This is a genomic window from Klebsiella sp. JB_Kp042 (assembly GCF_040065275.1).
Classification (GTDB): Bacteria; Pseudomonadota; Gammaproteobacteria; order Enterobacterales; family Enterobacteriaceae; genus Klebsiella; species Klebsiella quasipneumoniae.
The window spans coordinates 57,433-80,183 of sequence record NZ_JBEAJL010000093.1 but is presented as its reverse complement, the minus strand read 5'-3'; the positions used below and the strand labels follow the sequence as shown (position 1 = coordinate 80,183).

At 53.4% G+C, this 22,751-nt stretch carries 23 protein-coding genes, 2 tRNA genes and 1 pseudogene; 14 read left to right on the top strand and 12 right to left on the bottom strand.

Annotation, left to right across the window (positions count from 1 at the left end; translation table 11 throughout):
* Positions 1 to 551 precede the first annotated feature (551 nt).
* The 7 genes from ABLV54_RS17940 to ABLV54_RS17910 all read left to right on the top strand — a co-directional run bounded on the left by ABLV54_RS17940 (position 552) and on the right by ABLV54_RS17910 (position 6,028).
* Entirely contained in the window at positions 552 to 1,487 is a 936-nt protein-coding gene (locus tag ABLV54_RS17940) for a DUF1837 domain-containing protein (RefSeq protein ID WP_123822920.1), read from the top strand.
* 4 nt (positions 1,488 to 1,491) lie between these two features.
* Positions 1,492 to 2,565, top strand: a complete 1,074-nt coding sequence (locus ABLV54_RS17935; RefSeq protein ID WP_248860780.1) for a DEAD/DEAH box helicase — start codon at positions 1,492 to 1,494, stop codon at positions 2,563 to 2,565.
* Positions 2,529 to 3,677, top strand: coding sequence for a helicase-related protein (locus ABLV54_RS17930; protein ID WP_248860779.1), 1,149 nt, complete (start codon positions 2,529 to 2,531; stop codon positions 3,675 to 3,677). The genes ABLV54_RS17935 and ABLV54_RS17930 overlap by 37 nt, the downstream gene beginning before the upstream one ends.
* A 518-nt stretch (positions 3,678 to 4,195) precedes the next feature.
* Entirely contained in the window at positions 4,196 to 4,657 is a 462-nt protein-coding gene (locus ABLV54_RS17925) for a hypothetical protein (protein ID WP_123822918.1), read from the top strand.
* Positions 4,654 to 4,875 carry a helix-turn-helix transcriptional regulator gene (locus ABLV54_RS17920; protein ID WP_123822917.1) on the top strand — a complete coding sequence of 74 codons (222 nt, stop codon included), beginning with the start codon at positions 4,654 to 4,656 and terminating at the stop codon, positions 4,873 to 4,875. The genes ABLV54_RS17925 and ABLV54_RS17920 overlap by 4 nt, the downstream gene beginning before the upstream one ends.
* Positions 4,876 to 5,367: 492 nt before the next feature.
* Positions 5,368 to 5,721 carry a type II toxin-antitoxin system RelE/ParE family toxin gene (locus tag ABLV54_RS17915; protein ID WP_072420727.1) on the top strand — a complete coding sequence of 118 codons (354 nt, stop codon included), beginning with the start codon at positions 5,368 to 5,370 and terminating at the stop codon, positions 5,719 to 5,721.
* A gap of 4 nt (positions 5,722 to 5,725) precedes the next feature.
* A complete protein-coding gene (locus ABLV54_RS17910; protein WP_000533827.1) occupies positions 5,726 to 6,028 on the top strand; it encodes a helix-turn-helix domain-containing protein in 303 nt (100 codons plus the stop codon).
* Positions 6,029 to 6,464: 436 nt separating this feature from the next.
* On the opposite strand, the pseudogene ABLV54_RS17905 reads toward ABLV54_RS17910, so the two are convergent.
* The 3 genes and pseudogenes from ABLV54_RS17905 to ABLV54_RS17895 form a co-directional block, all read right to left on the bottom strand.
* Positions 6,465 to 7,397 (bottom strand): annotated as a pseudogene (locus ABLV54_RS17905) (integrase arm-type DNA-binding domain-containing protein); the annotation flags it as partial.
* A 162-nt stretch (positions 7,398 to 7,559) separates the two neighbouring features.
* A tRNA-Asn gene (locus ABLV54_RS17900) sits at positions 7,560 to 7,635 on the bottom strand.
* 126 nt (positions 7,636 to 7,761) lie between these two features.
* Positions 7,762 to 9,198 carry an EmmdR/YeeO family multidrug/toxin efflux MATE transporter gene (locus ABLV54_RS17895; RefSeq protein WP_032456343.1) on the bottom strand — a complete coding sequence of 479 codons (1,437 nt, stop codon included), beginning with the start codon at positions 9,196 to 9,198 and terminating at the stop codon, positions 7,762 to 7,764.
* Between the two features lie 193 nt (positions 9,199 to 9,391).
* Here ABLV54_RS17895 and ABLV54_RS17890 point away from each other — a divergent pair.
* Together ABLV54_RS17890 and ABLV54_RS17885 are read left to right on the top strand one after the other, a co-directional pair.
* Positions 9,392 to 9,467 (top strand) — tRNA-Asn (locus tag ABLV54_RS17890).
* 253 nt (positions 9,468 to 9,720) lie between these two features.
* Positions 9,721 to 10,824, top strand: a complete 1,104-nt coding sequence (locus ABLV54_RS17885) for an AarF/UbiB family protein (RefSeq protein WP_023290316.1) — start codon at positions 9,721 to 9,723, stop codon at positions 10,822 to 10,824.
* Here ABLV54_RS17885 and ABLV54_RS17880 read toward each other — a convergent pair.
* The 3 genes from ABLV54_RS17880 to ABLV54_RS17870 form a co-directional block, all read right to left on the bottom strand.
* Positions 10,821 to 11,792 carry a sensor domain-containing diguanylate cyclase gene (locus ABLV54_RS17880; protein WP_023290317.1) on the bottom strand — a complete coding sequence of 324 codons (972 nt, stop codon included), beginning with the start codon at positions 11,790 to 11,792 and terminating at the stop codon, positions 10,821 to 10,823. The two genes, ABLV54_RS17885 and ABLV54_RS17880, sit on opposite strands and share 4 nt — an antisense overlap.
* A 204-nt stretch (positions 11,793 to 11,996) precedes the next feature.
* Positions 11,997 to 12,833, bottom strand: a complete 837-nt coding sequence (locus ABLV54_RS17875) for an alpha/beta hydrolase (RefSeq protein ID WP_023290318.1) — start codon at positions 12,831 to 12,833, stop codon at positions 11,997 to 11,999.
* Positions 12,834 to 13,025: 192 nt separating this feature from the next.
* Positions 13,026 to 13,601, bottom strand: coding sequence for a hypothetical protein (locus tag ABLV54_RS17870; RefSeq protein WP_248860778.1), 576 nt, complete (start codon positions 13,599 to 13,601; stop codon positions 13,026 to 13,028).
* 131 nt (positions 13,602 to 13,732) lie between these two features.
* On the opposite strand from ABLV54_RS17870, the gene ABLV54_RS17865 reads away from it, so the two are divergent.
* Positions 13,733 to 14,647 carry a LysR substrate-binding domain-containing protein gene (locus ABLV54_RS17865; RefSeq protein ID WP_048297841.1) on the top strand — a complete coding sequence of 305 codons (915 nt, stop codon included), beginning with the start codon at positions 13,733 to 13,735 and terminating at the stop codon, positions 14,645 to 14,647.
* Positions 14,648 to 14,652: 5 nt separating this feature from the next.
* Here ABLV54_RS17865 and ABLV54_RS17860 read toward each other — a convergent pair whose 3' ends face one another.
* Complete coding sequence (locus ABLV54_RS17860; protein WP_248860777.1) at positions 14,653 to 14,988, bottom strand: DUF1869 domain-containing protein; 336 nt, start codon at positions 14,986 to 14,988, stop codon at positions 14,653 to 14,655.
* Positions 14,989 to 14,992: 4 nt separating this feature from the next.
* Positions 14,993 to 15,325: a DUF1971 domain-containing protein gene (locus ABLV54_RS17855; RefSeq protein WP_248860776.1), complete on the bottom strand. Its 333-nt coding sequence runs from the start codon at positions 15,323 to 15,325 to the stop codon at positions 14,993 to 14,995.
* On the opposite strand from ABLV54_RS17855, the gene ABLV54_RS17850 reads away from it, so the two are divergent.
* Positions 15,324 to 15,578, top strand: coding sequence for a hypothetical protein (locus ABLV54_RS17850; protein ID WP_312018420.1), 255 nt, complete (start codon positions 15,324 to 15,326; stop codon positions 15,576 to 15,578). The two genes, ABLV54_RS17855 and ABLV54_RS17850, sit on opposite strands and share 2 nt — an antisense overlap.
* Here the strand turns inward: ABLV54_RS17850 and ABLV54_RS17845 are convergent.
* Both ABLV54_RS17845 and ABLV54_RS17840 read right to left on the bottom strand, forming a co-directional pair.
* A complete protein-coding gene (locus ABLV54_RS17845) occupies positions 15,549 to 17,459 on the bottom strand; it encodes an EAL domain-containing protein (protein ID WP_032428929.1) in 1,911 nt (636 codons plus the stop codon). The two genes, ABLV54_RS17850 and ABLV54_RS17845, sit on opposite strands and share 30 nt — an antisense overlap.
* A 10-nt stretch (positions 17,460 to 17,469) precedes the next feature.
* Positions 17,470 to 17,931: a molybdopterin-dependent oxidoreductase gene (locus ABLV54_RS17840; RefSeq protein WP_023290323.1), complete on the bottom strand. Its 462-nt coding sequence runs from the start codon at positions 17,929 to 17,931 to the stop codon at positions 17,470 to 17,472.
* Positions 17,932 to 18,272: 341 nt separating this feature from the next.
* Here ABLV54_RS17840 and shiA point away from each other — a divergent pair, with 341 nt between their 5' ends.
* Together shiA and ABLV54_RS17830 are read left to right on the top strand one after the other, a co-directional pair.
* Positions 18,273 to 19,592, top strand: a complete 1,320-nt coding sequence (shiA, locus tag ABLV54_RS17835; RefSeq protein WP_023290324.1) for a shikimate transporter — start codon at positions 18,273 to 18,275, stop codon at positions 19,590 to 19,592.
* 46 nt (positions 19,593 to 19,638) lie between these two features.
* The gene (locus ABLV54_RS17830) at positions 19,639 to 20,379 is read left to right on the top strand and encodes a lipoate-protein ligase A (protein ID WP_107112719.1); all 741 of its coding nucleotides are present in this window, start codon (positions 19,639 to 19,641) and stop codon (positions 20,377 to 20,379) included.
* Here the strand turns inward: ABLV54_RS17830 and ABLV54_RS17825 are convergent.
* On the bottom strand, positions 20,339 to 21,295 hold the full coding sequence (locus ABLV54_RS17825) for a LysR family transcriptional regulator (RefSeq protein WP_048336048.1): 957 nt from the start codon (positions 21,293 to 21,295) through the stop codon (positions 20,339 to 20,341). The two genes, ABLV54_RS17830 and ABLV54_RS17825, sit on opposite strands and share 41 nt — an antisense overlap.
* Positions 21,296 to 21,411: 116 nt before the next feature.
* On the opposite strand from ABLV54_RS17825, the gene ABLV54_RS17820 reads away from it, so the two are divergent.
* Positions 21,412 to 21,801 carry a tautomerase family protein gene (locus ABLV54_RS17820; protein ID WP_023290327.1) on the top strand — a complete coding sequence of 130 codons (390 nt, stop codon included), beginning with the start codon at positions 21,412 to 21,414 and terminating at the stop codon, positions 21,799 to 21,801.
* Positions 21,802 to 21,822: 21 nt separating this feature from the next.
* On the opposite strand, the gene ABLV54_RS17815 is transcribed toward ABLV54_RS17820, so the two are convergent.
* A complete protein-coding gene (locus ABLV54_RS17815; protein WP_049013771.1) occupies positions 21,823 to 22,554 on the bottom strand; it encodes an HPP family protein in 732 nt (243 codons plus the stop codon).
* Between the last annotated feature and the right edge of the window lie 197 nt (positions 22,555 to 22,751).

Genomic DNA, 22,751 nt, shown 5'->3' with positions numbered 1-22,751 from the left:
CTGAAAGCGTGCGTATTGCCTGAAAACACAACCCGCTACGGGGGAGACTTACCCGCAATCTGATTTATTCAACAAAGCCACAGAAAAGCAAAAAGCCTGCTCGAAAGCAGGCTTTTTTAAATTTGGCTCCTCTGACTGGGATCGCCTTTGCCATTAACTGGCTGATTGGTAAGATAAAATAAAAATTCTTGGTTGTCAAGACCACCAGAGTGACCACCATTTTTAATGAAATATTTATTGGATAACCAATTTTGGTGTTGAGGTAAATTAGCAATAATTGCTACTACACTATCGTTGGCTATTTCTACGTTCCCTACAACATCAAATATCTGATACTACAAGTGGTAGATACTCTGGCTCTCATTATGCTGCTGTAAAAATACACAGTATTGGTTGGTTTAACTTTTGGTTATAATATTCAATAAGTTAATGAATCATTGTATAGATTCTTTTGGAGGTACATCTTCAATAGAGTTTAGATGTTTAGGCATCGTAGGAAATGAGATATCTTATTGATTTTTAATTTTTTATTTGCAATTGCTGGATAGAGCATGGGACCATTTAAAGCACATGAAGTGATAGAAGAAAGAGTTAAAGGGGCGGATCTGTGTAGTTATTTGGTCGGTTTTGATATAAATGATAGTGGCGTATCATTTTATCGCTTAGATCCCTTAGTAATGAAGATATTATCTGCATTACATGAGTTTGCTTATGGGTTTCATGAAGGGACGCAGACAGATAATACTGAAACATTGTCAAAGCTGATAGATGCATCTCGATCAATTTATAAAATTGATGAATACCAAAAAGTCAAAGATCTTTATTTAAATTCTGGTGCTTTAACTGACGATATTGCTGATAAATATCTTCGACGTGGTGAATTCGGTGAGCTTATACTTCATCTTATATTAAGAGATTTCCACAATACGGTTCCATTATTATCTAAAATTTATTTTAAAGATTCGGTTGGACATACTGTGCATGGTTTTGATGCAGTACATATTGACCCACTGAATAAGACACTTTGGTTGGGTGAATCAAAATTGTATATTGACCCGAAAAAAGGTATAAATGAATTAATAAAAGATGTTGAGGAGCATTTTAAGTCAGATTATTTCAACTCAGAATTGAATCTCATATCTAAGAAAATACGTCATACACAAAACACCCCTGAGCAAGAATACTGGATTAAAACATTATCATCAGGTGGAAAACTATCTGATAAACTTAATAATATAAATATACCACTATTGTGTACGTATAGTTGTGATACTTTTACTAAATTTGATGATGAAACTTCCATTGAGTTTTCAGAATACTATAAGAATAAAATATTAATGTTAAAAAAACATTTTGACGATAATTATACACATCCTTTAAAAAGTCATCTAAATATTATTCTTATGTTATTTCCTGTCAATAATAAAATCGAGTTAGTAAAAAAACTTCATCAAAAACTATCTTTAATTCAGCAAATTGGTGGGTGATATTATGGATGAAAATAATGGTGTTGAATGTAAAGACATTTTTGACTATACATTTGAAACTTATCAGAAATGTGCTCACCAACTCATAATGAATGAGGCAGTTGGTAGAGATTTACTTATTCAACTTATTGAAAATAGAAATGATTATTCTCGCGAGTTAGATCATATATTAGCAGACTTAATTGAGTCTGCTGGTTTTTATCCCTATCTTTTGAAAGAAAATTTACATTTATCTTCTTCTGCACAAAAAATTAGATTTGAGAATAATCGATCATTAAATATTGAAGGTAAGATTTTTCACGATGAACAGAAATATTTACTTGATCTTATTAATTCAGATAAAAATGTTATAGCAAGTGCACCAACAAGTTTTGGCAAAAGTCTATTGATTGAAGAAATCGTGGCTTCGATGAAATATAAAAATATATTGATTATTCAGCCAACGCTTGCTTTGCTGGATGAAACCAGGAAAAAACTTTCCAGATATCTTGATAACTATAAGTTAATTATACGGACTAATCAAGCATATAGTTCCTCAGAAAAAGGAAATATATTTCTATTAACATCTGAGAGAGTCAATGAGTATGAGGAGTTTCCTGAAATAGATTTTCTTATTGTCGATGAATTCTATAAATTTAGTTCGAAGCGAGATGATGAAAGACATCAATCTTTAAATAATGCATTTATCAAGATATTTAAAAGAGGCACTCCAAGGTTTTATTTCCTGGGGCCTAATATAGATGGAATAACACCTGGTTTTTCAGATAAATATAATGCTGTCTTTTATGAAAGCCAATATAGTCTTGTTAGGTGTAATAGTTTTAATGTTTATGAGAGCTATGATGGCTTATTTGGAAATCTAGGTAACAAGGCGAAATTCAAAGAGAAAGTACTATTCGATCTGCTCGTAGAACGGAGTAATGAACAATCTATTATTTATTGTGCGTCTCCTGCTAAGGCAAGAAAACTGTCAAAAAATTATTCTAATTTTATTTCTGAAAATAAGAATACGAACAGATCTAATAATCTACCATTAATTGAATGGATAGAGAAAATATTTCAACGTCATGGTCTTTGATTGAGTCTTTAAGATTAGGAGTGGCCTTTCATGATGGAGCTTTGCCTCGGCATATAACGTCATCTGTAATTGATTATTTTAATGATGGTTTAATTAGTGTTTTATTTTGTACGTCAACGATTATTGAGGGTGTAAATACTAGTGCAAAAAATATAGTTTACTTTGATGATAAGAAAGGGGATAGTTTAGATATCGATTTTTTTGACTATTCAAATATAAAGGGGCGCGCGGGTAGGTTAATGCAGCATTATTCAGGGAATGTCTTTAATTTTAATCCTCCTCCCAAAAAAGAGGCTGTTTATATTGATATTCCTTTTTTTGAGCAAAATCCAATTAATGAAGAAATCTTAATAAATTTGGATGCCGATGAAGTTCAGGATAAAAATTCGGAAGGATACAACTTCATAGCTTCATTGCCCTATGAGGAGATGTTATTATTCAAAAAGAACTCAATTAATATTAGAGGACAGAAGAAGCTCTTAGATTATTTAAGATTAAATATTTATAATATTCATTCTTTGCTTTCATGGAATGCGACACCAAAATACAATCAATTAGAGTTTTGTGTGCAACTCTGCTGGGATTTTCTATTAAAAGAAAATGAAAAAAATAATCAGATGTCTTCAAAGAGATTGACTAAAGTTACTTTTGATTATGGCCTTTCTCAAAATATAATCAAGTTAGTTAAAAGCATGTATGATTATAAGTTGAGTCAAGCAAAGAATTTAAATCCAGATAAAAGAAGTAAATTATTGGATGAATCTATTAAAGATTCATTTTATATCCTGAGACACTGGTTTCAATATAAGTTGCCTAAATTACTTTCAGTGCTGAATGAGTTACAACTTTATATATGCAATACTTATGGACTAGTTCCTGGTAACTATTTATATTATTCATCTATAATTGAAAATGATTTTATTCCAGAGCATTTGAACATTTTAATTGAGTATGGGATTCCAAAATCTGCAATTGATAAAATTTCTAAATTTATTCCAAATACTCTTTCTGATGAATCAGTTATTCAATTAATAAAGAATGATAGATTATATGAAAATAACAATCTGATAGATTATGAGAAAAATATCATTAAGAAAAATATAATGATTTAATTTTAGGGAAAATAAAGACCTGATCTGACAGTTATCTGTATAAATAACCAGCAACTGTCAGATCAGGTCTGAGCTAATACAATTACTAGCAAGTTTAACCCCACCTGACAAACTTTTGTAGAAAACTCCTTCTTTCATGGACAACTTTACTGCTTCTTTCAGATCAATCCCAGCTCAACTGACGGCAGGAAACGATTATCCATCACTATTTGTATTCTGCGATCCGTTTCCCACAATCTCGCTTGCCGTTTTCGACCGAAAGCGGTATCTTTTACCCGTACCTGCAAAATCAGGTGCCGGGATTGGAACCCTGAGGAATGTTACAGGCGACATACGACGCGCCCCGCGTCTTTTTTTATGTCGTGCGCTCGGCTATACCTCAATGGTGGGCTGGGCGGGGGCACCGTAAGGTGCGCCGGTTGCCTGTAACGCCGGTAGTTCCAACCCCGTTCAGTCCACCACCATGAGATTGGAACCTCTGGTGGTGGGTTTTAAACCCGTTACAGGAGGCTACCACTATGGCTACTACCCCAATCCAAACACATCCATTATTTGCTGTTCCCTTTAATGCCGCCACGGATTTCACTGTACTGGCCGATCACTGCCAAACCTTCGCCGAAGCCCTGATTGAAAGCAACGATCCCACACTGAAAATGGCGCTATGCGGCAAGCTCAATGCCTGTCTGACGCTGTTACAACCCACGTTGTTAGAACCCGTCCCGCACCATCTTATTGAAAGCCTGACCGTTGACACCCTCCCTGCAAATTTCCCCCGTTTCGAGCCTGAATGCACAGAGCTTTGTCGCTACTGTCTCTCCCTGACGCAGATGCTGGCAGGGCAAGGCTTTTACTCTGAAATGGAGAAACACATTAGCGGCTTGCTGTATGAACTGATCAACTATTTCGCTGCGGAAATGAAAGCGCCGCGCTGGATCCGCACTGCCAATGGCGTGAAGTTTATCGACGAGGTGGCCGCATGATGCGACAGGACTGGCATTCTGCCGACATTATCGCGGCGCTGAAAAAGCGGGGAATGTCGCTGGCGGCGGTTTCCCGTCATGCCGGGCTGGCGTCCTCCACGCTGGCTAATGCGCTTACCCGCCACTGCCCCAAAGGCGAAAGATTGATTGCTGAAGCGTTAGATGTTGCGCCTGAGGACATCTGGCCATCGCGCGACCGTAAATCAGAGTATCGATAAGGTAAACAGATCCTCCCGATCTTCTGCCTGCCCTTGCGGGTGGGAGTTCGAGAGAACGCCAGTGACGCGCGGCAACTCAGCATCAAATCAACGGGAAATGTTTTTCAGGCAAAAACAGTTTCCTCTTTCTGCGCCAGTTACATTCGTATAATTTCCCCCATGCAACGAATGGCCCTCCGGGCTGCCCTTACGCTTCCATGACCTGCAAGAAGCGGCCTGATTTCAGGCTGGTCGTCCCGTTACCGACAATACCTTTGAAAATGTCGGACTGCGTTGCAGTTAAGGTCACTCTTCACACTGCGTTAATACCTGAACTGGTTTTTCGGTACAGGTCGTAAAACGGTAAATGTCTTGCATATTATTCACTGAAATACCCGAATGCGTCTTCATCTTTGAAGTAATGACGCATGAATCCCTCATCCCATCACTTCATAATCCACTTTATAGCTTTACATCTATATAGCATTTAACCTATATTAATTGGGAGGTCCCGTGTGGACAATTAAAACAACGGATACGTTTGATCGCTGGTTTGCCTCGCTCAACGATACCGACAGGGTCAGCGTGCTTGCAGCACTGCTGGTCCTTCGGGAAAAGGGACCAGGTTTGTCCAGACCTTATGCCGATACGGTCAGAGGTTCCCGCTACAGCAACATGAAAGAGCTACGTATTCAGAGTCGGGGCGATCCGATACGGGCGTTTTTCGCTTTTGACCCGACCCGTACCGGCATTGTGCTTTGTGCCGGAAATAAGGTCGGCAATGAAAAACGTTTTTACGATGAGATGCTCCCTGTTGCTGACAGGGAATTCACGAACTGGCTGAACACATTAAAAGAGAAGGAGTAACGCGATGGGCAGAACGCTGGAACAGCTTATTGCGGATGAAAAACCTGAAGTCGTGGCCGAAGCTCAGGCGATGGCGACGGACATACTGCTCAACATTCACCTTGCCGAACTGCGTGAGAAAGTACAGAAAACGCAGGTGGAGATGGCACAGGCGCTGGGCATCAGGCAACCTACCGTTGCAGGAATGGAAAAACCAGGGCGCGATCTGAAGCTTTCAACTCTCAAACGCTACGTTGAAGCGACTGGCGGCAAGCTACGTCTTGATGTTGAACTGCCGGATGGTTCTCACTACGGATTTGTACTGTAAACACTGACGCTCCCTGAACCGGAGCGTCAATTCCTTCATGACGAGCAGTGGTCTGCATTGCCGAAGGCTTTGCTGCCGCGTGACCGTAAAACTGCACCAGACGAAAAATTTTCAGATGCTGCACCAGTACCAGTGAGTCACTTTAACCGCAAAGTCGCGAGAAAGTGACGCACGCAGTCCTTTCGACTTGCACCAGATAACTCAACTGCGCCAGCTCATGGCTGGATTCTGACACTGCCTTTTCAGGCCATTTAACCCATAAGGAGAACATGAACCGATACCGAGGAGGATCTGGACGATCCGGGGGATAACCCGCGCAAGCGGGCGGTTGCTCAGAGAGCACAACCGAAGCCCCACCACACCTCAACGGCTGCCGCCCCGGCGCTCGGGTATCGTTCGCAGCCCCAATAAAAAAACAAGGGCTATTGGCCTGTGCGCCGGGGAACACCAGTTCCAGATGGCCGGAAATCTCTTGTATCTGCTTCAGAATAGCAATTGCCTGTCGGGAAAGCGGCACAATGTGCGGAGTACGCATTTATGCGCCTCGGCCAGAGAAACGAACTTTCTCAATCGTTTCCCGTGTGGCGGGAATGGTCCAGATTTTGTGTCTGAAATCAATCTCGCTCCAGCGGGCGAAGCGCAGCTCACAGGAGCGAATAAACAGATGGAGTGTCAGCACCACCGCCAGCCTTGTAAACTGCCGTCCCTGCTGATAATCACCAATGCGCTCAAACAATTCGGGTAACCGCTCCAGCGGCAGGGCGGGATAGTGATTTTAAACCGGCGGCGCGGTGACGCCTTCCAGATGCAGCGCCGGATTGTTTTCAGTCAGCCCCTGCTGAACGGCGTAACGCATGATGTTGCAGAGTTGCTGCCGGGTTCGGGACGCGACTTCAAGAAAGCCTTTGTCCTCGATAACTTTCAGCAACGCCGTGAAATGCTGTGTTTTTAACATCGTGACGGGCAGATGACCAATCGCCGGAAAGATATGATTTTTCATGCTGGCAAGGATGCGCTCTGCATAGTCAGCCGACCACTTTTTGTTGGTCTTATGCCACTCGAGTGCCACGGCTTCAAAGCATTTTTCCGGTGAAGCGGCGGCTTTTTCGGCAACACGTTGTTGCGCTGGGTTGATGTTCTGCGCCAGTAGTTTACGGATACCGTCGCGCTGTTGACGGGGGTCAGAAAGCGAGACCTGCGGATAGGCACCTAATGCTATACGGGATTCTTTTCGGTTGAAGCGATATTTGAGATACCAGAGGCGTGAACCGCCCGGATTGACAAGCAGATACAGACCTTGAGAGTCGGTCAGTTTAAAGGGTTTATCAGAAGGCTTGATAGTGCGGATTTTCGCGTCGGAAAGGGACATATGGTGGTCATTCCATTATCGAACTGATAATGACCCCAAATCAGACCACCAATTTCGCCGGATGCGGAGGGAAAATCAGATATGCATCGGGAAAGATTTTCACGCTAACTCATTGAAACCTAATTGAATAGGAACTTATAAGCACGCCTGAAAACAGGAATTTGGCTCCTCTGACTGGACTCGAACCAGTGACATACGGATTAACAGTCCGCCGTTCTACCGACTGAACTACAGAGGAATCGTGTGAACGGGGCGCATATTAACGATGACGCCGGACGCTGTAAAGCCTGTTTTTAATAAAATGAATCGTTTGCCGAATAATTCCTCACTTTGCGCAAAAAATGGCGATTATCCGGCAAACGGATCAGGTTTCCGGCGTTGAGGCCTTCACCCGCGGGTACTTCCACAGCCAGCGGCCGCTCACCATGCGGAAGTAAAACAGCGCGCCGCGCACTGCCCAGTCGAGCACCATCCCTAACCAGACGCCAATCACCCCCATCCCCAGCACGATACCCAGCGTATAGCCCGCCACCACCCGGCAGCCCCACATGCCGAGCATCGACACCCACATGGTATAACGTACGTCACGGGCGCCTTTGAAGGCGCAGGGTAAAGTCCACGACAGCGACCAGATCGGCATAAACAGGGCATTGAGCCACAGCAGCTGCTTCACCACCTCTTTTACGTCTTCTTCATGGGTATAGAACGAGGCGATAAAGCCTGCAAACGGGGCGCTGCCCCAGGCAATCAGCGTCAGAATAATGGTCGACAGCCAGAACACATGCCAGGCCTGGAATTCCGCCTGGCCAATCTGCCCTTTCCCCAGCCGCTTGCCGGTAATGATCGTCGAGGCGGAGCCGAGGGCGTTGCCCGGCAGGTTAATCAGCGAGGCCACCGAAAAAGCAATGAAATTGCCGGCGATAACGTTGGTGCCCATCCCGGCGACAAACATCTGGGTCAGCAGCTTACCGCCATTGAACAGAACCGATTCGATACTGGCCGGGATGCCGATCCCCATCACCTCCCAGATAATGGCGAAGTTAAAGGGTTTGAAGTAGCCCTTCAGCGACAGCCGCAGCGCGGGATTGAGGCCCACCATCAGCACCCAGATAGTGGCGATGGCGCCAATATAGCGGGCAATGGTCAGCCCGAGACCGGCGCCGACAAAGCCCAGCCCCGGCCAGGAGAAGAGGCCATAGATGAGCACGCTGCTGATTAGGATATTGAGGATGTTCATCCCGCCGTTGATCAACAGCGGGATTTTGGTGGTCCCGGCGCCGCGCAGCGCCCCGCTGCCGATCAGCGCAATCGCCGCCGCCGGATAGCTCAGCACCGTCAACTCGAGATAGGTCAGCGCCAGGTCCTTCACCTGCGGGGTGGCATCGCCGGCGACAAAATTAATAATCTCCTGACCAAAAGCGTGGATCACTCCCGCCAGCACAATGGAAAACAGGGTCATAATGGCCAGCGACTGGCGCGCGGCCGCTCTCGCCCGCCGCCGATCTCGCTTGCCGAGGCTAAAGGCCACCACCACCGTGGTACCCAGATCGATAGCGGCAAAAAACGACATGATCACCATGTTAAAGCTATCGGCCAGGCCCACCCCGGCCATGGCCTCTTTGCCCAGCCAGCTGACAAGGAAGGTGCTCAACACCCCCATCAACAGCACACATGCATTTTCCAGCAGAATGGGCACAGCGAGAGGGCTGATTTCGCGCCAGTACAGCACACGATAACGCTGACGTTTTTTAAACCAGGATGTCCGTTCGACGGCCTGGCGTACGGCGGAGGTGACGTTCAAGAGAGACCTTAGTGAGAGATGTTGAAACAACATTTCAAATGATGATCGAGAAATGGATATCCTGCAAAGTATTTTTCCGTAATCATTGTCGGAAATGACAACAAATTGTTGATAGAAGCGGCAGTTGCACCTGAACGGGCGAATTGATGTTTGACAAAAGATTTTTCGCCGCTAAGATACGACTCCACACGATTCCTCTGTAGTTCAGTCGGTAGAACGGCGGACTGTTAATCCGTATGTCACTGGTTCGAGTCCAGTCAGAGGAGCCAAATTTAAAAAGCCTGCTTTCGAGCAGGCTTTTTGCTTTCTTGCGTCTCTGGCGTTAACTCTGAATCGCACCCAGCCTGGTAAACACCTCATTGACAACGGCGTCAGGGCCGCCGCCCTACGCCCCAGCTATCCTCCATGAACGCGCCACCGCTCAGCCTGAAAAAGCGCCCGGCGGTAGGATGATTTTGCTGACGCTTGCGGGTGAGATAGCGTGGATAAATCACTCTGTCCCATTTCTGATAAGGAGGCGCCATGAACCTCAGACAACAGCAGCAGCAGGCGTTCGATCGCAGCGGAGAACCTCTTATCGTCGGCGACGTCAATCACTGTCCACTGCCGCCGGAGACCCTCGCCGCGCTGGCTGCGGATTCACCCTATGTGGTGCAGGTATACGGTTCGGGGCTGACCGGCGAGGTTTACCGGCTGCGCATCGCCGGCAAGGAGTACAATTTAAAGAAACGACGCGCCGTCGCCGGCGTTGCCAACCTTAACGGCCAGCTGTCGTTTTTAAACGAGGTACAGCGCCGGCAGGCGTTGCAACGGCTGAAGGATGACCCAAATACCGCGCCGCGCTTCACCCACATCGTCCCGACGCTGTATGCCGATTATCGCCTCGGCATCCTCCTCTCCCCCTGGATCGATGGCGAGCCGATTCACCAGCTGACCCCGCCGCTGATCGCTCAGCTGTTCACCACGCTGGAAGCCTGTGAGGAGCAGGGGCTGATGGAGTGGGATCTCTGTAGCGGGAACCTGCTGGTGGACCGGGAGGAGCAGCTGTGGCTGTTCGATTTTGGCTATATGTATCCCTTCGACCCGCTGAGAGAATTCAACAGCAACGGTCTGGCCGATCCCCTGTTTCACTTTGTCGAGCGCTTTGAGACCCGCTTCTTTTTTAGCTGGCTGATGACCCGGGTGCCCGATGCCGAACAGCAGCTGGCGCAGTATCGCGAGATGAAGCGGCTGGCGGTCGAAAGCTACCGGCGCAAGCTGGTCTGGCTTCGCGCCCGGCGGGCATCTCCGCAGGTGCAGGCTCATTTTCAGCAGATAACGGCGCGCTGGGAGACGGCGCTGGCGGACCCTGCCGCGCTGAGCCGGTTGTTTGCCCTGGAGGCCTTCCGCTCACACGTGCTGGATATTGAAGACGACCTGCATGGCCAGTCCTGCACCTTGCTCACCCTGCAACGTATCGACTGGGTGATAGGCCAGCTGGAACAGCATTATGACTTTATCGCCGATCAGGGCGGCCTGTTTTATGACAACGCGGGGAAATCGCAGCAGGCGCTGCTCGGTGACTATGCGCAGAAGCGGCAGCAGGCGCAGGAGTACCTGCTGAATGCCGCCGCCGCAAAGGATTAACGGCGCTCGCGCCCCTGTTTCTGCTTCGCCTGATACATCAGGCGGTCGGCAGTGGCCACCAGCGCGTTGAGACTGGGGTGGCTGGCGGGATCGTACTCCACGCAGCCCCAGGAGAACGCCAGCTGCCAGGGGTGAGCCGCCTGCTGGTTGAAACGCGCCACGTTGTGGCTGAGCGTCTCCATCGCCGCCGCGGCATCGTGGCGGCTGGTATTGGCGAACAGAATAATAAACTCATCGCCCCCCTGCCTGGCGAGGATATCGGATTCACGGAAGGCGGCTTTCATCAAATCGGCGATGGCGATCAGCGCGCGATCGCCCTCTTCATGCCCCCAGGTATCGTTGATGTGCTTAAAGCGATCGAGGTCGACAAACGCCAGGCTGACCGGCTCATGACGGCGCTGGGCCGTCAGCAGGGCATACTCGGCCAGGGTGAGGAATCCCCGGCGGTTAAACAGTCCCGTCAGCTCATCAGAGGTTGCCGCATCCAGCACCTTGAACTCATCCTCCACGATCGCCGCCAGATCGCTTAAGATCTGCATTTCATGCGCGGAAAACGAACGCGGCTGATGGTCCATCAGGCAAAAAGACCCCACCGTCGCGCCATCCGGCAGCTGCACCGGGTACCCGGCGTAAAAGCGGATAAACGGCGCCTGGATCACCAGCGGGTTGTCGTGAAAACGCTCGTCCTGCTGCATGTCGTTCACGATAAGCGGGTCGGTTTGCAAAATGGTATGGGCGCAAAATGAAATATCTCTCGGCACCGTGTCCACATCCAGACCGGCACAGGATTTGATATGCAGCAGATCTTCCCCTACCAGGCTGATGGACGCCACCGGCAGGTTATACAGCGAACGGGCAAGCCTGGTCAGGCGATCAAAGCGTTCTTCTTTTCCGCTATTCAACAGCCCGGAAGAGCGAAGCGATTGCAGGCGACGCTGCTCGTCGGGATGAAGTCCGGCTAATTTCATTGTCTCTCTCTTGTCTCTTGCGCAGAATTCCACCGGGCTTCCCGCGGGAAACCCGGCGTTTTATCCTGCCAGGGGGAAAATAGTCGTCAGGTATCCCATGAGTTAAGCAGATTTCCCCTGCTCGTCAACCGGCGCGCCCCGGCGACGGGCGGCCGGGGCGTTGGCGGAAGGCCATTGCGGCATTCCGCCCGGCGAAAGGGAAGATCAGGCGCGGATAAACGCCAACAGATCGGCGTTGATGGTATCGGCGTGGGAAGTGTGCATCCCGTGCGGGAAGCCAGGGTAAACGATCAGCTGGCTGTTGGGCAGCAGCTGGTCCTGCAGGATAGCGGCATTTTTATAGGGAACCACCTGATCGTCATCGCCCTGCATGACCAGCACCGGCAGCGTAATCGACTTAAGATCTTCGGTCTGGTCCGTTTCTGAAAACGCCTTAATACCTTCATAATGGGCTTTGGCGCTGCCGATCATCCCCTGTCGCCACCAGTTCTGGATCGTCCCCTGCGACACCTCCGCTCCGTCACGATTAAAGCCATAGAACGGGCCAGAGGCGACGTCGAGATAGAACTGGGCGCGGTTAGCCGCCAGCGCTTTGCGGAAACCGTCAAACACCTCGATCGGCGTGCCGCCAGGATTCTGTTCGGTTTTGACCATCAGCGGCGGAACGGCGCTGATGAGCACCGCCTTCGCCACCCGCCCCTGCGGCTGGCCGTAGCGGGCCACGTAGCGGGCGACCTGGCCGCCGCCGGTGGAGTGCCCGACGTGGACCGCATTGTGCAGATCCAGATGCTCCACTACCGCCGAGACGTCTGCCGCATAATGGTCCATATCATGCCCCTCGCTGACCTGATCGGAGCGGCCATGGCCCCGGCGGTCGATGGCGATGACCCGAAAGCCTTCGGCAAGGAAAAACAACATCTGGTTATCCCAGTCGTCGGCGCTTAACGGCCAGCCGTGATGAAAAACAATCGGCTGAGCTTCCTTTGGACCCCAGTCTTTGAAGTAAATATTGACGCCGTCTTGGGTGGTGACAAATGCCATGTTACAGACTCCTCTTTCAGGATAACCAGCCTGCAGGCCCGTGCCTGGACTGAATGCCGACGGCGGCCGGCGGAGATGCCAGCCGCGCAGGAATGTGATGCCAGTAACAGTGTAGAAGAAATTTATCACCCCGCCGGACGACTTATCCCGTTTCGCTTGATCGGCTCGCCTGAACCCGGCAAGCGGCGGCGGTTACGCCGCACTCTCCTGCTGGCGGATCCGCACAATCAGCGCGCCGAGCAGCGCCCAGTCCAGCAGCACGGCGAAGGCAAAGTTCACGCCGCCGCGTCCTGCCCCGGCGGTGTGCCAGGTCAGCAGCGTCGCCGCGATAGCGACAGCCACGCTCAGCGCCGTGGCGCCGCTGACGCGGCGACCCGACAGTGCCGCCCGTCCCGCGGCAACGCGCCAGGCGACAGCCGCCCCCGCGCTGCCGTACATCACGCCGGGGAGCAGCGCCGGCCAGGCCTGGCCGCCATACCAGGCCACCAGCGCCAGCAGCCAGCCGGCCGCCGACACCAGGAAGGCCCAGCGCGTCGCCGTCAGGGGCGCCCGATAGAGCCAGGGCTGCGCGCGCGCGAATCCCCATCCGGCGCCGAAGGCCGCGATCAGGAGCGCCAGCAGACCCAGCGTGCCGCTCGCCCCGATAACGGGGGCCATGATGAACAGCAAGGCCCCGGCGGCGAAGACTACGCTGAGGGCGATGGCGCGACCGCGCGGGTCGATGGTTCCCGCCGCGTCCGTGGCGGCATGGTGGTGTAAAACGTGCATATTCAGCTCCTGACACATTAAACGGCATGAAAATAACTCATGTCATCGTCTTTACATGCCCGTAGCCTATCGCCACTATACAGGGACACACAAACGCATAGTTTTCAGCCATAGATGAGAAAAACTCAGCCATGAGAACCCCCCGCCTGCCGCCGCTGGGCGCCCTGCGCGCCTTTCACGCCGTCGCCCGCCAGCGTAGTTTTAAACTGGCCGCCGGAGCGCTCGGCGTCAGCGCGACGGCGGTCAGCCATCAGATTAAACTGCTGGAATCGGTCCTGGAGTGCCGGGTCTGTGAACGCAGCGCGCAGGGCGTCAGCCTGACCGCCGATGGCGAGATCCTCTACGCCGCTACCCAGCGCGCCTTCAGCGCCCTGGAGCAGGCCGTCGTCCAGATAGCCCAGGCCCGCCAGCCGCCATCCTTAACCGTCACCACCACCTCCAATTTTCTCACCCACTGGCTGGTGCCACGGCTGGCGGACTTCACCGCCCGCTTTCCGGCTATCGACCTGCGTCTGCATACCAGCGTCGAACGGGTGGATCTGCATCTGGGCACGGTGGACGCCGCGATTCGCTATCGCGAAACGCCCGAGCCGGATCTGTGCTGTACCCTGCTGCATAAGGATCGCTTTATCGTGGTCGCCAGCCCGACGCTGGCCCTCAGCCGGCCTGACGATCTGGCGCAGGTGACGCTGTTTCACGTCGCCAACCGGCACGTACCGGCCGATTCGCCGAGCTGGGAGAACTGGCGTCGCCGCTATGGACCGCCGACGCTGAATATTGACGCGGGGTTAACCTTTAGCGATGAAACCCATGCCCTGCAGGCGGCGGTGGCCGGCCAGGGGGCGGTGATCGCCAGCGAACTGCTGGCGCGGGATCTGCTGCAGCGCGGAGTGTTATCCGCGCCATTCAGCGGCGCATTGCCGGGCGCCAGCTACTATCTGGTCACCACCGAAGCGGCAGCGCAGCGGGCGGATATTATCGCGCTGCGGGAGTGGCTGGTGGGTCAGATGGCCCTGGTCGACAGCGGCCAGCCGGCAGCGGGATAGCGGCCTTACCAGCCGCAAACGTTGGTCTCTTCGTCGGACTCATAGCCGCGGACGATATTGATCAGCTCCTTCACCGCATCGGCCGCGGTAAGCGGGTCGCGCAGCGCCGCCAGCGAGGAAAAGCTTTTATCGACCGAGACGCCGATATTGTTATTGGTGACCGTCAGCACAAACTCCCCCTCTAAATTGTCGTCCGGCAGAGCGCTCAGCAGCCCATTAACGGCCTCTACCGCCTGCTGCGGAATATACAAGACCATCGGTTTGAGGAATATTTTTTCTTGTTTCCGCTGAAGCCGGCCATTCTCTACCGCTAAGGTATAACCTTTATTTTCACTGTTCATAATTTTATCCCTCGATGAGAGTTTTCGGATCAACATAGAAGTCGACATTAAATACCGTGTCCTCCGAGAGGGCCTCAATGCAGTGCCATTTTTCCGGCGGAAAAACGCCAAACTGGCCGGCTTCAATGGTCAGCGTTTCAATCGGCTCGGGGCTGGTTTCATCGGCATAGCCGAGATAGCGGATCGCCCCCTGCATCACCGACAGCCGGGGATAGACCCCCTGGCGGGTGCCAGCGTCCAGATGGCGGCGCCAGATAGAGGCCGGAGCGGTCTCCTTAGTCCACAGCGGCGTGCTGCGGGTATGAACGTAATGGGTGGGAATAATAATTCGCTGCATGATTGCGCCTCACTTTACCGTCGCAAAGGATACGGTCAGAAATAGCCTATATGATGCATATCATATACCTCTTTCAAAGGTGAAGGATATTATTTTCCTGGCGAATTTTATCTCTACTCCTTTTTATACCCCTCTGGGATTAGCGCTAAGGGAAAATAAAAAAGGCGATTTCAGCTTGCTGAAATCGCCCAGAATAATATCTTTAAGGGCCTTCATATTTCATTTAGCGCAGCGGACTCGGTTTGCCGATTAAATAGCCCTGCACCAGGTCGCAGCCCAGCGCCTGCAGCGAGGCCAACTGCTCTTCGGTCTCCACACCTTCAGCCACAATGCGCATATGCAGGCTCTTTCCCATGCTGATAATCAGGCGCACGATATCCAGATCGTCTTTTTGCTCCGGAATATTGATAACAAACGAGCGGTCGATTTTGATTTTATCGAACGGGAAGTAGCTTAAACGCGACAACGAAGAATAGCCGGTACCAAAGTCATCGATGGAGATTTGAATGCCCTGCTCGCGCAGCTGGCTGAGAATTTCCAGCGAACGGGTGTTCTCATTGAACACATCCGACTCGGTGATCTCCAGATCCAGCCGTCGCGGGTCGAGGCCAGTCTGCTGCAATACGCTGATAATGGTGTCGGTCAGCGAGGTGTTCATCAGCTGAATCGGTGAAACGTTGACCGAGACCTTGAGCGGCGTCGCCCAGCTGGCCGCTTCGGCACAGGCGGTTTTCAGCACCCACTCGCCGAGGGCATTGATAAGGCCGATTTTCTCTGCCACCGGGATAAACACCGTCGGCGGCACGGCGCCGCGCACCGGATGGAACCAGCGAACCAGCGCTTCATAACCGTAGATTTCGCGCGTAACGGTATCGGCGATCGGCTGGTAGTAGACTTTGAATTCGTCATGGGCCAGGGCCTGCAGCAGATCGTCTTCAAACGATTTATTCTCCTGCAGACGCTGCAGCATTCCGGGCCGGAAGATTTGCACATGGCCGCTGCCCTCTTTTTTCGCCTCATACAGGGCGAGGTCGGCGCACTTGTACAGATAATCGGTCCGGCTTTCGCCATCAGAGATCACGATCCCGATGCAGGCGTCGATATTAATCTGCGCATCGTAGATCTGATAGGGCTGGCTGATCTTCTCCCGGATAACATTGGCCCGCTCGAGCGCCATCTCTTCGGTCAGATCGTAAGAGAGCATCGCGAACTCATCGCCGCCGAGACGATACAGCGTCTCTGAGGTTTTACGGAAAAAAGAGAGGCGGCTGGCCAGATCCTGCAGCAACTTATCGCCGGCGTCATGCCCGAGGGTATCGTTTACATCCTTAAAGCTGTCGAGGTCGAAAAGCATCACCACGGCGCAGCCATTATAGGGGCGCACCTGATTGACGATCTCCTGCAGACGCTGCCAGAAAGAGAGACGGTTTGGCATACCGGTCAGCGAATCATGGTAGGCATCGTACTGCAGTCGACGGTTCTGCACCTGCAGCTTCTCTTTCGAGGCCTGCAGATCGTTGGCCAGGGTTTTCATACGAACGTGGGCGCGCCGCAGGTTATTATTCTGCCGCAGCATCAGCAGCCCGAGGGAAATACACATGGCGATCAGCAGAATGGAGATCACCGAGTAGATATAATAGAGATGCTGAATTTTATCATGGGTGATATTAACGATATTAATATCTTGCGTCAGCGTGGCGGCCGCCATTGAGGTCAGGGGACCATCCAGCTCGCTTAACACCGGCAGGATCGCTTTAACCTGCGCCGGCGTCATGGTATCAACTTGTTTATCAAGCAAATGGAGATTGCGGATCAGCGTGGCGACCACCGCCTTCCGCTGTTCGCTTTTATTAATAAAGCGACCCAGATCGCCCTCCTGCAGGAGTTCGATCTGGCTCATCATGATCTCGAGGCGCAGGCGCACCTCATCGTGGTCCGCCCCTTCGGCCCCAATCGCCATTCCCGCCAGACGAGACTCCAGTCGCATATATTCCGATACCATCTGCGACATTGACCACGAGTCCGTATAGCGGGTAAATTTTTGCAACTCACTTTGTCGCTCATGCACCAGATAAGTAATATATCCAGTCACAATAAACAACGACAAAATAATAGCCGTGAGTATTCGATTCAAGATCCGACCCTTACTCTATTATAATCTTAGAAACTTGCCAGGCCGATCGGGAATAATAGATCTGGTTCTGTAATTCAGCGCTGCTGTCGTAAGGGTAGACGATAAATAACGGGCCTTTATCCCGAACGCGCATATATTGGCCGTTCATTTTTAACGCCATAATGACCGGGAATTTATAAAAATCGTCCATCGGGATAATGGTGGTGTAGTCGTTGAGCGCCAGCACGCGGACGGATTGACCTTTAGCGCCGACTAAATCCATGAGTTTATTAAGGGGAATGCCGTCAAAACGGACCTTGCCGGTATACCAGGGGGTGGTGGTTTCCACCGTCTTCATGCCCAGCTTTTCCAGCATCGCGAGATCAAAAACCGCCTTGTCACCGACGTTCGTATTTCCGATTTTGCCGGAAATGGTCAGTACAGGTTTTCCTGTCGGCGCAGGCAGTTTTTCAGCATAAGCAGAAGGCAACATGACAGAACAAAATAAAACTGCAAGAAGTAGACGCATTTAACTCACCATTCCAGAGAAGGAGACATGTTAAGTGTAAACCATTTACGTCAATTCTTAAAAGGTGCTCCTCTTTGTTATCCGTTGATTTAATTAAAAGTATAAGCTTGCTGGCAAATTGCCAGAATGTTGAGTAAAGGGTGTGATTTCGCCCGCCTTTCCGGTCGCTTATTTTTGCACCAGCTCGCCGCTTAGCAGGCAAACTACTTTCCTCCACGGCCGCTGCGCGGTAGTCTCAGTGCAGACGCTACGCGAAAAGCGTCTCATTCCAATAACAACGAATTACGTGACTGACAGGACAGGGTATGGATTCAACAATAAGCGTGCAGCCCGGCGAGGCGCCGGATTCGCTCCATCGGGCCCGGCGGGCGGCATGGGGCAGCTTTGCCGGCGCCGTGGTCGACTGGTACGATTTTCTTCTCTATGGCATTACCGCCGCGCTGGTGTTCAACCGCGAATTTTTCCCGCAAATCAGCCCGGCGATGGGCACCCTTGCCGCGTTTGCCACCTTCGGCGTCGGGTTTCTTTTTCGCCCGCTGGGCGGGATTATCTTTGGCCACTTCGGCGACCGTCTCGGGCGCAAGCGGATGCTGATGATGACCGTCTGGATGATGGGTATCGCCACCGCCTGCATCGGCCTGCTCCCCTCATTCAGCCAGATCGGCTGGTGGGCGCCGGTGCTGCTGGTGTTCCTGCGGGCGGTTCAGGGCTTTGCCGTCGGCGGCGAATGGGGCGGCGCGGCGCTGCTCTCGGTGGAGAACGCGCCGAAGGGAAAAAAAGCCTTTTACAGCAGCGGGGTGCAGGTGGGCTACGGCGTCGGCCTGCTGCTCTCCACCGGGCTGGTATCGCTGATCAGCAGCCTGACCACCGACGAGCAGTTCCTCAGCTGGGGCTGGCGCTTACCCTTCCTGTTCAGCGTGGCGCTGGTTCTGATTGCGCTGTGGATCCGTAACGGTATGGCCGAATCGCAGGAGTTTGAAGCCCAGCAGAGCCAGGCCAACGCGCCGCAGGTGAAAAAGCGACTGCCGGTGGTGGAAGCCCTGCTTCGCCATCCCGGGGCGTTTTTACTGATTATTGCCCTGCGGTTGTGCGAACTGCTGACCATGTACATCGTCACCGCCTTCGCCCTCAACTACTCGACGCAAAACCTCGGCCTGCCGCGCGAGCTGTTCCTCAACATCGGCCTGCTGGTGGGCGGCCTCAGCTGTCTGACTATCCCCTGCTTCGCCTGGCTGGCAGACCGCTTTGGCCGTCGGCGGATCTATATTACCGGGGCGCTGATCGGCACGCTGAGCGGTTTTCCGTTCTTTATGGCGCTGGAGAGTCAGTCCGTTTTCTGGATCCTGTTCTTCGCCCTGATGCTGGCCAATATCGCCCATGATATGGTGGTCTGCGTCCAGCAGCCGATGTTTACCGAGCTGTTCGGCGCCAGCTATCGCTACAGCGGCGCCGGCGTCGGCTACCAGGTGGCGAGCGTGGTCGGCGGCGGCTTTACGCCCTTTATCGCCGCGGCGCTGGTCACCTTCTCCGGGGGCTCCTGGCACAGCGTGGCCCTCTATCTGACCGCGGGTTGCCTGCTGTCAGCGCTCACCGCGCTGCTGATGAAAAAGCATACTGTCGACTGACCAGCCTTCGGAGGGCGCGACCCGCGCCCTCCGGTAAGGAGAACGCATGTCTCTGTTGCCCCTGGCCGACTGCTGGCCACGCCGCTTTACCCCCGCCTCGCTGGCGCTGCAGTTTTGCGAGGACCCCACCCAGGCGGAACAACCGCTGTTTGCCAAAGCCGGCGCCGGCGAGGCCGTCGCCCAGCTCTGGCAGGCGCCGCAGGGATTCGTGGTGCCGGGGAGCTATCGTCAGTTTGCGGACCTGCCGGCGGTCAGCGCGCATTTTGCCGCGCGGGGCTGGCCGGTATGGCTCCGCCGCTCTGGGGGCGGTCTGGTGCCCCAGGGGCCGGGGATTATCAACCTCAGCCTCGCCTGGCCGGTGCAGCAGCCGCTCGGCGAGGCCGCCGAACCCATCTATCACTCGCTGTGCGCTGTGCTGCAGCGCACCCTCGCGCGCTTCGGCGTTGCCAGCCACGCCCGGGCGGTGAGCGGTTCCTTTTGCGATGGCCGGTATAACCTCGCCTGCGGAGAGGGAGAGGAGGCGCGCAAGATTGTCGGTACCGCCCAGTACTGGCGGCCGCAGACGGCGAGCGGCGGCCATGTGGTGCTGGCCCACGCGGTGATCCTTATTGACGCCGACCTTAGCGCGGCGCATCAGGCGGCGAACGCCTTCGAAGCGCAGCTCGGCAGCGGGCGGGTCTACCGCGCCGACAAAACCGTCACCCTGGCGCAGTTGCTTCCCGGCGAGCGCCATCTGCTCCCCCGCTTCAGCGAGGCGCTGGCCCGGGAGCTGGACGCGGCTCGCTGAAGGTCGCTTTCAGGTAGCGGCTAAAGGTCTCCACCGCGCGCGACACCCGCGGAGTATAGGGCCGGATGACGTACAGCCGATCGGCGAACACCTCCACCGGCTGCCACGCCGGCAGCAGCTCCTGCACCAGCCCGCGGCCGATAGCCTCCCGGGCGCTAAAATCCGGCAGCAGCGCCACCCCCAACCCCGCCAGCACCGCATCGCGCAGCGACTCGCTGTTGTTGGTGGCGAACGGCCCCTGTACGTTGATGGTCACCCGCTCATCGGGCGTCTGGCGGGAGGCGAACGTCCAGTGCGGGCGCTGGGGCCCACGGGGATAGGTCAGGCACTGGTGTTGACGCAGATCGTCGGGCGTCTCCGGGCGGCCATGGCGGCGAATATAGTCGGCGGATGCGACGATCAGCGTGGCCGTGTGGCACAGCGGCCAGGCGACGTGGGTGTCCGGAAGCGCCTCGCGCCGACAGTGGCGGATGGCGAGGTCGAACCCTTCGCTGCCGAGAGAGACCAGCCGGTCGGTCACCTCCAGCTGCAGATGCAGCTGGGGATGTTGATGTAAAAAGGGCGCGATCGCCGGCACCAGCTGCTGACGGGAAAAGGCCACCGGCGCGGTCAGGCGCAACGTCCCCCGCAGCGGCCCGCCCTCATCGCAGGCGCCGGTGAAAATATCCCGCAGCTGGCCAAACGGCTCACTGAGCTCCGCCACCAGCCGCAGCCCGTCGTCGCTGAGGCTGACGCTGCGGGTGGTGCGATGGACCAGCGTTTTACCGGTCACCCGCTCCAGCTCGCTGATTTTCTGGCTGATGGCCGACTTGCTGATCCCCAGCTTTTCCGCGGCCCGGGTATAGCTTTTCTGCTCTTCCAGCACCGTCAGCCAGTAGAGATGGGCCCAGTAACTCTCCGGACGACTCTCGCTCATATTGATTGTTCACCAGTAAAAACAATGTATTCAACTATAGCGGTTTTTGCCCGCGACGGCATCGGCTAGCATCCATATCAGACAGCGATTATTCCCTAACGATAAGGACCACCTGCATGCCATTACTGACATTTGACCTGATTGAAGGCCGTACGGAACAGGAGATCAGAACCCTGCTGGATGCCGCTCATCGCGCCGTGCTGCGCGCCTTCGAGGTACCGGAACGCGACCGCTACCAGATTGTTCACGAAAACAAAGCCCATCATATGGTGATTGAAGATACCGGCCTCGGATTGACCCGCACGCGGGATCAGGTGGTGGTGCGGGTCTATACCAGCCCGCGCAGCGACGCGCAGAAGCAGCGTTTCTTCGCCATTCTGCAGGAGGAGCTGGCGGAGCACTGCGGCCTGAGCGGCGATGATGTGATGGTGTCGATTATCAGCAACCAGAAAGGCGACTGGAGTTTTGGCCGCGGGGTCGCGCAGTATCTAACCGGCGATCTCTAACCCGCGGCCGGGAGGGCGCTGTCAGCGGCGGCCAGCCGCCGCGATGCGCTGGCGCGCCTGCTGTTCGATATTTTCCAGCAGTTCCTGGACATCGTCTTCGTCAATGTCGAGGAACTGGCCTTCCAGCAGGGCGGCGTGAATATCTTCCCGGGTAACCGAAATGCCCAGCGGCAGCGCACGGGATTTGACCTCCTCCGCCGCCAGCGGATGGGGGTAGCGGCGGCCAACCAGATTGTTAAACACGATGGCCAGCAGCGCCAGCATCAGCGAGTTGAGCAGCACCGGCGTCAGCACAAAGTGATAGCCTTCGCTGTGTACCCCGGCGCCGCCGAGGATCGCCGTCAGGGCCACCGCGCCGCCGGGAGGATGCAGGCAGCGCAGAAAATACATCCCGGCGATGGCCAGCGCCGCCGCCAGCCCGCAGGCCAGCGCCGGGTCGGGCACCAGCATACCCACCGTGACGCCGATCAGCGCCGACAGCACATTGCCGCCGACAATCGACCACGGCTGCGCCAGCGGACTGCTCGGCACGCCAAACAGGAGTACCGCCGATGCGCCCATGGGGGCAATAAACCACAGGTTGACTTCGCCGAGCAGCCAGTGGCTGAACATGCTGGTCACCGCCAGCCCGGTACCGGCGCCGATGGAGCCCAGCACAATATGCCGACGAGCCACCGGCAGCGCGTGCGGCTTCAGCCGCCCAAGGAAAATCCGCAGCCGTGAAAACAGGCCTGCGGGAATAACACTCAACATCGCTTTATCGCTCAGATCATAGGAGTTACTTATATTTTATTTTCTTTTTTTAACCTTACATTAACAACCCTGTATTTAGCAGGGGATCGCGCGGGCGGCGATTTCCGGGCGGCGCAGGGCTGTGAATTCTCGCCCGGGCTGATAGAATCCCTTTTCTGTCAGGGGGATACCCCTTTTGCGAACTGAAGGTCATAACC